Raw genomic sequence first — 6441 nt, 5'->3', positions numbered from 1 at the left:
ACCGCTGACCCTCGCCTTGTAAGGGCGATGCTCTCCCAGCTGAGCTACACACCCACCTCGATTTCGGTGCGACATCTCACCTGCCCCGAAAACGTGAGGCGCATTGTAATCCATTTTCGGACCGTGTCAAACGTTTGCCTGATTTTTTCTTCTATTCCAATAGCTTACGCAATCAGAACGAATGGCGTACATGCGTCTTCTCATAAAGGGGGTAGTCCGGGTGGAGCGAGAAATAGTGGCCGAGGCTGAACGCCGCGATAACCTTGCGGTTGTGGTGCTGTTTGCGTTCCTTGTCGAGGTCCAGACCTTCGAATCGCAGCTGATGCAGGCAATCGGCACACACACTCACCGGCCGATCCTGAGCCTCACTGGCAACCTGCCAGGCTTCGTCGCCACTGACCGCCAAACCCTCTTCCAGAGATTCCATCGATTTGCAGCGGGTGACATGCAGATGGTCGCCGGCGATCACGCCGATACGGCTGTTCTTGAAGGACAGCGTATGGTCGCCCAGCATCCGCAACTGGCTGCGCACAACCCGGACACCCAAAGTTCTCAACTCCGCCCGCTCCTCGCCGGTCAGATGGCGGGTCGGGTCGAACACCTCGAAATAACCCAACTGGTCCGTCCCCATGCGTTCACGCAGGGTATTGAAGGCTTCAAATTCGAGGAAATCAGGCAATTCCATGAGGTTACCTGGCAGTCTGCAATATGGCTTCAATCCGCTGGTCGGCATCAGTCACCACCCGGAATTCCACACGCCGCGACCGGGCCTCGTCTTCTTCACCCTCTTCGGTCAGTACCAGACGAGATGACGACAGACCATTGGCCGTCAGGTTGGCCTTGACCCAAGGTTTGACATCGTCGAGCTCCGACAGGTCCAGCAGAAAAGATGCGGCCTCCCGCGTGCGCTCCTGTGACAGTGCCATGTTCAGAATATAGGCTTCATCTTCCGAGCGCTCACCCCAGGCCGACGAGGTATGACCCTCGATGCGCACTTCGCTGATGTCGTCACGATATTGAGGCTGATGGATAATGCGTACATAGCGGGGGAAAAAATCGGAGAGAATATTCTGAAACTGAGGCTGCAGGTCGGTCTCCCCGCGGTCAAACAGCAGGTCTTCGCGGCTGAAACGAAACGTCAGGTCTTCATCCAGCTCGGCGCCCCACTCTTCCAGATCATCTTCGAATTCGTTCAGCAGGTCATTGTAGAGTTCGAGCCGAAGGCGCTCGTAGAGCAAGGCAACATCCGTTACCGTGCGTCGCTCGCGCTCGGCATGAATCATGAAAATAATGGCGATCAGCAGGAAAACCATCATCAGACCGGCCATCAGGTCACTGACCGACAACCAGTGCTCTTCATTTTCCTGCTCTAGCGGTGTCATCCCCGCTTGCTCCCCCGCGACTCTCGCGGTGCCGGCGTCGACTGTTCAACGGCCTTCATCAGCGCCTGCAAACGTTCGGTCAGGGGTGTGTAGTCGTTGACAAATTTTTCCGACAAGGCGGTAAGCTGGTAGCCAAAAGTCTGCAGAGACTGGGTCAGCTGCGCCTGCAGTGTCTCGTCCAGTTGCTGCAGCTGCTGTTCTGACTGGGTCAGGGTGCGACTGGCCTGGCTGACCAATTGCTGCTGTACCTGTGTCACTCCCTCATTGAGTTCGGTCGCCAGTCGATTGGAGCTTTCCAGCCATTGTCGACCGGTCTGGTCGATGACCTTCTCCATGCGATTGTTCTGGTCTTCGATGGCGGTGGCCAGACCTGTGGTCAGCACGCCAATGCGCCGTTCCAGATCCGGCAGCCCCTGCTGCGCTTCCTGCACCATGGTCGACATGGTCGTCAGGTACTGGGCCAATTGCTCGCTCTGCTGGTTGAGGCCGGTCAGCAATGCCTCCATACCCTCGGCCACACTGGAGAACGACTGGGTCTGCTGCATCAGCTTCTCGTAGGCGGCAGTGGCTTCGATCATCTGCTGTGCTGCGCGGTCGAGTTCGCTGACCACCTTTTTGACGTTGTCTTCATGCTGCTTCTGCCACTGCAGCATATGGCCTACTGATTCATTGAGCTGGCGGAAGTTGTCGCCATATTGGACCTCAATTCGCTCATTGAAATCGCTGATGATTTCCTTGATGGCGGCAGAAAGCGCCCGCGTATTGGCTTCCACCATCTCATCCTGGTGACGCGCGAGCTGCTCACTGTTGCGCACTGTCTGCTCTACCAGCTTGCCCAGTTGTTCTTCGGTATTGTCTGTCTGGCGCTCAACGGCGGCTATCAACGCGCCGACGGTACTGTCGCCTTCACGACCGCGGCTGGCCCGCATGTCGACCCAGGCATAACGCAGCTTGATGGTCAGTGCACCGCAGAGACCGGCAATGGAAGTCCAGAAGGCAAATCGGAGACCGTCCAGCAGCATGGGAACGCTGTCTTCAATCTCTTCACTGTCGAACTCATAGAGCCCCAGTGCCACGCCCACGAAGGTACCGAAGATACCCAGGGTGGTCAGAATTGAGGGCGCCTGAGACGCTACCGACTGAGAGCGCGGCAGCAGGTGGAAGTACAGCGTCAGCAAACCGATACCGGCAATAAAACCGACTGCAATCCAATAGATGGGCATGATTCCGGATCTCTCCTGACACAATACTGGGCGGGCAGAAACTGAAAGGGCCCCGCAGGGCCCCAGATTACATGTATTTGCTGCGCGCTTCTACGCCAGGAAGCTGAGCATGACACCGGCAGCGATTGCTGAGCCGATGACACCCGCCACATTGGGCCCCATGGCATGCATCAGCAGGAAGTTCTGATTGTTCGCCTGCAGCCCTACCTTGTTCACCACGCGGGCCGCCATGGGCACAGCAGACACACCAGCGGCGCCGATCAGCGGATTGACCTTGGACTTGCTGACCATGTTCATGCCCTTGGCCATCAGTACGCCCGTGGCAGTACCAATGGCGAAAGCGATGATACCCAGCACGAAAATACCCAGCGTTTCCAGGTTGAGGAATTCGCCAGAGTTCAGCTTGGCGCCCACACCCAGCCCCAGGAAAATCGTCACGATATTGATCAACGCGTTTTGGGTGGTGTCACTGAGTCGATCCACCACACCGCTCTCGCGCATCAGGTTACCGAAACAAAACATGCCGAGCAGAGGTGCCGCGCTGGGCAGGAACATCGCAACCAGAACCAGCAGCATCAGCGGGAACATGATGCGCTCACGCTTGCTGACCGGGCGCAGCTGCTTCATCTCGATCTGCCGCTCCTTGCTGGAGGTGAGCAGTTTCATGATGGGCGGCTGGATAATGGGCACCAGAGCCATGTAGGAATAGGCGGCCACAGCCACCGCACCCAGAATCTCGGGTGCCAACTGGCTGCTGATGAAAATGGACGTAGGCCCGTCGGCACTGCCGATGATGCCGATGGTTGCCGCCTGCTCGAGTGAGTAGTTGAACCATCCGGTCTCGTTGAGGCCCAGCGCACCCAGCAGCGTCGCAAAGATACCGAACTGAGCCGCCGCGCCGAGCAGCAGCGTCTTGGGATTGGCCAGCATGGGACCGAAATCGGTCATGGCGCCCACACCCATGAAAATCAGCAGCGGGAAAATCCCCGTATCGATGCCCAGCGTGAAGATGTAATACAGCAGACCACCGGGCGATAACAGCTCACCCGCATCTCCATACACCGGCGCATCATAGAGTCCGGCTCCGGGAATATTGACCAGCACGGCACCGATACCGATTGGCAGCAGCAACAGCGGCTCGAACCGCTTGGCGATGGCCAGATAGATCAACCCCAGGCCGACCAGAATCATGACAAACTCGCCCAGACTCAGATTGGCCAAGCCGGACTCGGTCAGTAGCAGATACAGTTTATCCATGCCGGGGCTCCTTAAAGCTCGAGCAGGGTGTCGCCGCTGTTCACGGAATCACCCTCCTTGACACAGATACGACTCACAGTGCCGGCCTTGGGTGCCTTCACCTCGGTTTCCATCTTCATGGCTTCAAGCACTATGATGGTGTCGCCTTCTTCCACCGAATCACCCTCGCCGACCAGAATCTTGAAAATATTACCGGTCAGCGGTGCCGCAACAGGCTCACCTTCGCCGGCGTCGGCACCACCACCAGAGCTTTCGGTTGCAGCACCGGCGTCGCCGCCTTCAGCCACAGAGGTCTCGTAGGTCTTGCCGTTGACCGTCACCTTGACTGCCCCATCGCCGTCGACTTCCGCGACATACTGCTTGCCGTCCAGGGTCACGGTATAGGTGCCACTGCCAGCCCTGGCCACCGCCTTGCCCGATGATTCATCAGGCGCTACCGGAACCGGCTCGAAGAAGTCGGGGTTATCGCGATTCTTGAGATACTTGAGACCAATCTGCGGGAACAGTGCATAGGTCAGCACGTCGTCGACCTTGTGATCGGCCAGGTCGAAAGACTCTTCCTTGGCGATGGACTCCAATTCTTCGGTCAGCTTGTCCATCTCGTCTTCAATCAGGTCGGCAGGCCGGCAGGTGATCAACTCGGCGCCGTCCAGCACCCGCTGCTGCAATTCTTCGTTGCAGGGCGCGGGCGCGGCACCGTATTCGCCCTTGAGTACACCGGCGGTTTCCTTGGAAATGCTCTTGTAGCGCTCACCGGTCAACACGTTCAGTACTGCCTGAGTGCCCACGATCTGCGATGTCGGCGTTACCAATGGAATGAAGCCCAGATCTTCCCGCACGCGCGGGATCTCATTGAGCACTTCATCAAACTTGTCACCGGCGCCCTGCTCCCTGAGCTGGCTTTCCATATTGGTCAGCATGCCACCGGGTACCTGAGCAATAAGAATACGGGAATCCACACCACGCAGCGCGCCTTCAAACTCGACATACTTCTTGCGTACCTTGCGGAAGTAGGCTGCGATCTCCTCCAGCAGTTCAATATCCAGCCCCGGGTCACGGTCAGTGCCCTTGAGCGCGGCGACTATCGACTCGGTTGGCGAATGGCCATAGGTCATGGACATTGAAGAAATGGCGGTATCCACATGATCGATACCGGCTTCAATGGCCTTCAGGATGGTCATGGACGACAGACCTGCAGTCGCATGACAGTGCAACTGAATAGGTATATCCAGCGCCTCCTTGAGCCTGGTGACCAGATCGAAGCTGTCATAGGGGGTCAGGATGCCGGACATGTCCTTGATCGCCAGCGAATCAGCGCCCATGTCGGCAATCTGTTTGGCCAGCTCGACCCAGCTCTCCATTGTATGCACCGGAGAGGTGGTATAGGAAATGGTGCCCTGAGCGTGCTTGCCCTGCTTGCGCACTGCTTCCATGGCCCGCTTCAGGTTGCGCGGGTCGTTCATGGCGTCAAATACGCGGAACACATCCACACCATTCTCTGCCGCACGCTCGACAAACCGGTCCACCACGTCATCCGCGTAATGCCGATAGCCCAGCAGGTTCTGGCCGCGCAGCAGCATCTGCTGCGGCGTGTTGGGCATGACTTTCTTGAGCTCCCGGATGCGCACCCAGGGGTCTTCACCCAGATAGCGGATACAGGCATCAAAAGTGGCGCCACCCCATGATTCCACCGACCAGAAACCCACCTGGTCCAGCTTCTCGGCTATGGGCAGCATGTCATCGAGGCGCAGTCGCGTGGCGAACAGCGATTGATGCGCATCCCGCAGGACGACATCGGTGATTTTGACTGGATTCTTGTCACTCATGAATGACTTTTCCTACGCGCTAAATTTGGAATGCTTAACGATTGTGGGCAGCTCGCGCTGCGGCCGCGACCGCCGCGATCTGCTCCATCCGGGCCCCGCCCTGGCGGCGGCCCCCTGAAGCGGTGGCGGGCGCTTCAGGCTGGCTGAAGCGCAATATGAGGGTGGACATGGCCATGGTGCCGAATATCAGTATCACCAGAAAACCGAAAACCGTACCCATGCCCAGGGCCATCAGTTGCAGCCCTTCGAGAAACGAATCAGACATCTGTGGAAACCTTTTGATGCACACTGTCAGCGGCCCTGAAGGTATTCCGGCAGTGCGGACGGCTCACCTCATCTCGAGAGGCATGGCCGACCCTATTGTAACCCGGTGCCGGATCCGTAAAGGCCGCGGACACTTTACCCAAGCCGGGGCCAGTTCGCAATAGAACCGTAACAAAAATCAATTTTCTTCACGTTAATGTAATTTAGAGACTTTTAGAACTACTTTTGGCGACATTTAAAGCTATTTTTGTTCCTGACAGGGGATTCGGGAACGCAGACAGACCTTTGAAAGCCCATTCACAACTGAAAAAAAACTACATCTTGGGCCGCCAAAGGAGCACAGGAGAAAGGATCAGGAAACTTTCGCGTTCAGGTAGGCACTTTCCGCCAGTTTGAATCATTTGACAGCAAGAAAAACGGCAGGGAAAGCAGAAGAAATGGCGCGCCCGGGAGGATTCGAACCTCCGACCGCCTGGTTCGTAGCCAGGT

At 57.3% G+C, this 6441-nt stretch carries 6 protein-coding genes; all 6 read right to left on the bottom strand.

Annotation, left to right across the window (positions count from 1 at the left end):
* Positions 1–172 precede the first annotated feature (172 nt).
* Positions 173–685, bottom strand: a complete 513-nt coding sequence (locus LAT62_RS15485) for a hypothetical protein (protein ID WP_293385982.1) — start codon at positions 683–685, stop codon at positions 173–175.
* Between the two features lie 4 nt (positions 686–689).
* Positions 690–1382, bottom strand: a complete 693-nt coding sequence (locus LAT62_RS15480) for an OmpA family protein (protein ID WP_293385980.1) — start codon at positions 1380–1382, stop codon at positions 690–692.
* Positions 1379–2605: a hypothetical protein gene (locus LAT62_RS15475; protein WP_293385978.1), complete on the bottom strand. Its 1227-nt coding sequence runs from the start codon at positions 2603–2605 to the stop codon at positions 1379–1381. The genes LAT62_RS15480 and LAT62_RS15475 overlap by 4 nt, the downstream gene beginning before the upstream one ends.
* 90 nt (positions 2606–2695) lie before the next feature.
* Positions 2696–3862, bottom strand: coding sequence for a sodium ion-translocating decarboxylase subunit beta (locus tag LAT62_RS15470; RefSeq protein ID WP_293385976.1), 1167 nt, complete (start codon positions 3860–3862; stop codon positions 2696–2698).
* Between the two features lie 11 nt (positions 3863–3873).
* Positions 3874–5688, bottom strand: a complete 1815-nt coding sequence (gene oadA / locus LAT62_RS15465) for a sodium-extruding oxaloacetate decarboxylase subunit alpha (RefSeq protein WP_293385974.1) — start codon at positions 5686–5688, stop codon at positions 3874–3876.
* Positions 5689–5722: 34 nt separating this feature from the next.
* A complete protein-coding gene (locus LAT62_RS15460; protein WP_293385972.1) occupies positions 5723–5953 on the bottom strand; it encodes an OadG family protein in 231 nt (76 codons plus the stop codon).
* Positions 5954–6441: the final 488 nt, after the last annotated feature.

The sequence above is a fragment of the Natronospirillum sp. genome, assembly GCF_022565775.1.
Taxonomy (GTDB): domain Bacteria; phylum Pseudomonadota; class Gammaproteobacteria; order Pseudomonadales; family Natronospirillaceae; genus Natronospirillum.
Note: the sequence above shows the minus strand (reverse complement) of the source record. Positions and strands in the feature narration are given on the sequence as shown.

Coding starts and splice junctions, on each gene's coding strand:
- LAT62_RS15460 (WP_293385972.1), bottom strand. CDS start 5,953: ATGTCTGATTCGTTTCTCGAAGGGCTGCAACTGATGGCCCTGGGCATG.
- LAT62_RS15470 (WP_293385976.1), bottom strand. CDS start 3,862: ATGGATAAACTGTATCTGCTACTGACCGAGTCCGGCTTGGCCAATCTG.
- LAT62_RS15475 (WP_293385978.1), bottom strand. CDS start 2,605: ATGCCCATCTATTGGATTGCAGTCGGTTTTATTGCCGGTATCGGTTTG.
- LAT62_RS15480 (WP_293385980.1), bottom strand. CDS start 1,382: ATGACACCGCTAGAGCAGGAAAATGAAGAGCACTGGTTGTCGGTCAGT.
- LAT62_RS15485 (WP_293385982.1), bottom strand. CDS start 685: ATGGAATTGCCTGATTTCCTCGAATTTGAAGCCTTCAATACCCTGCGT.
- oadA (WP_293385974.1), bottom strand. CDS start 5,688: ATGAGTGACAAGAATCCAGTCAAAATCACCGATGTCGTCCTGCGGGAT.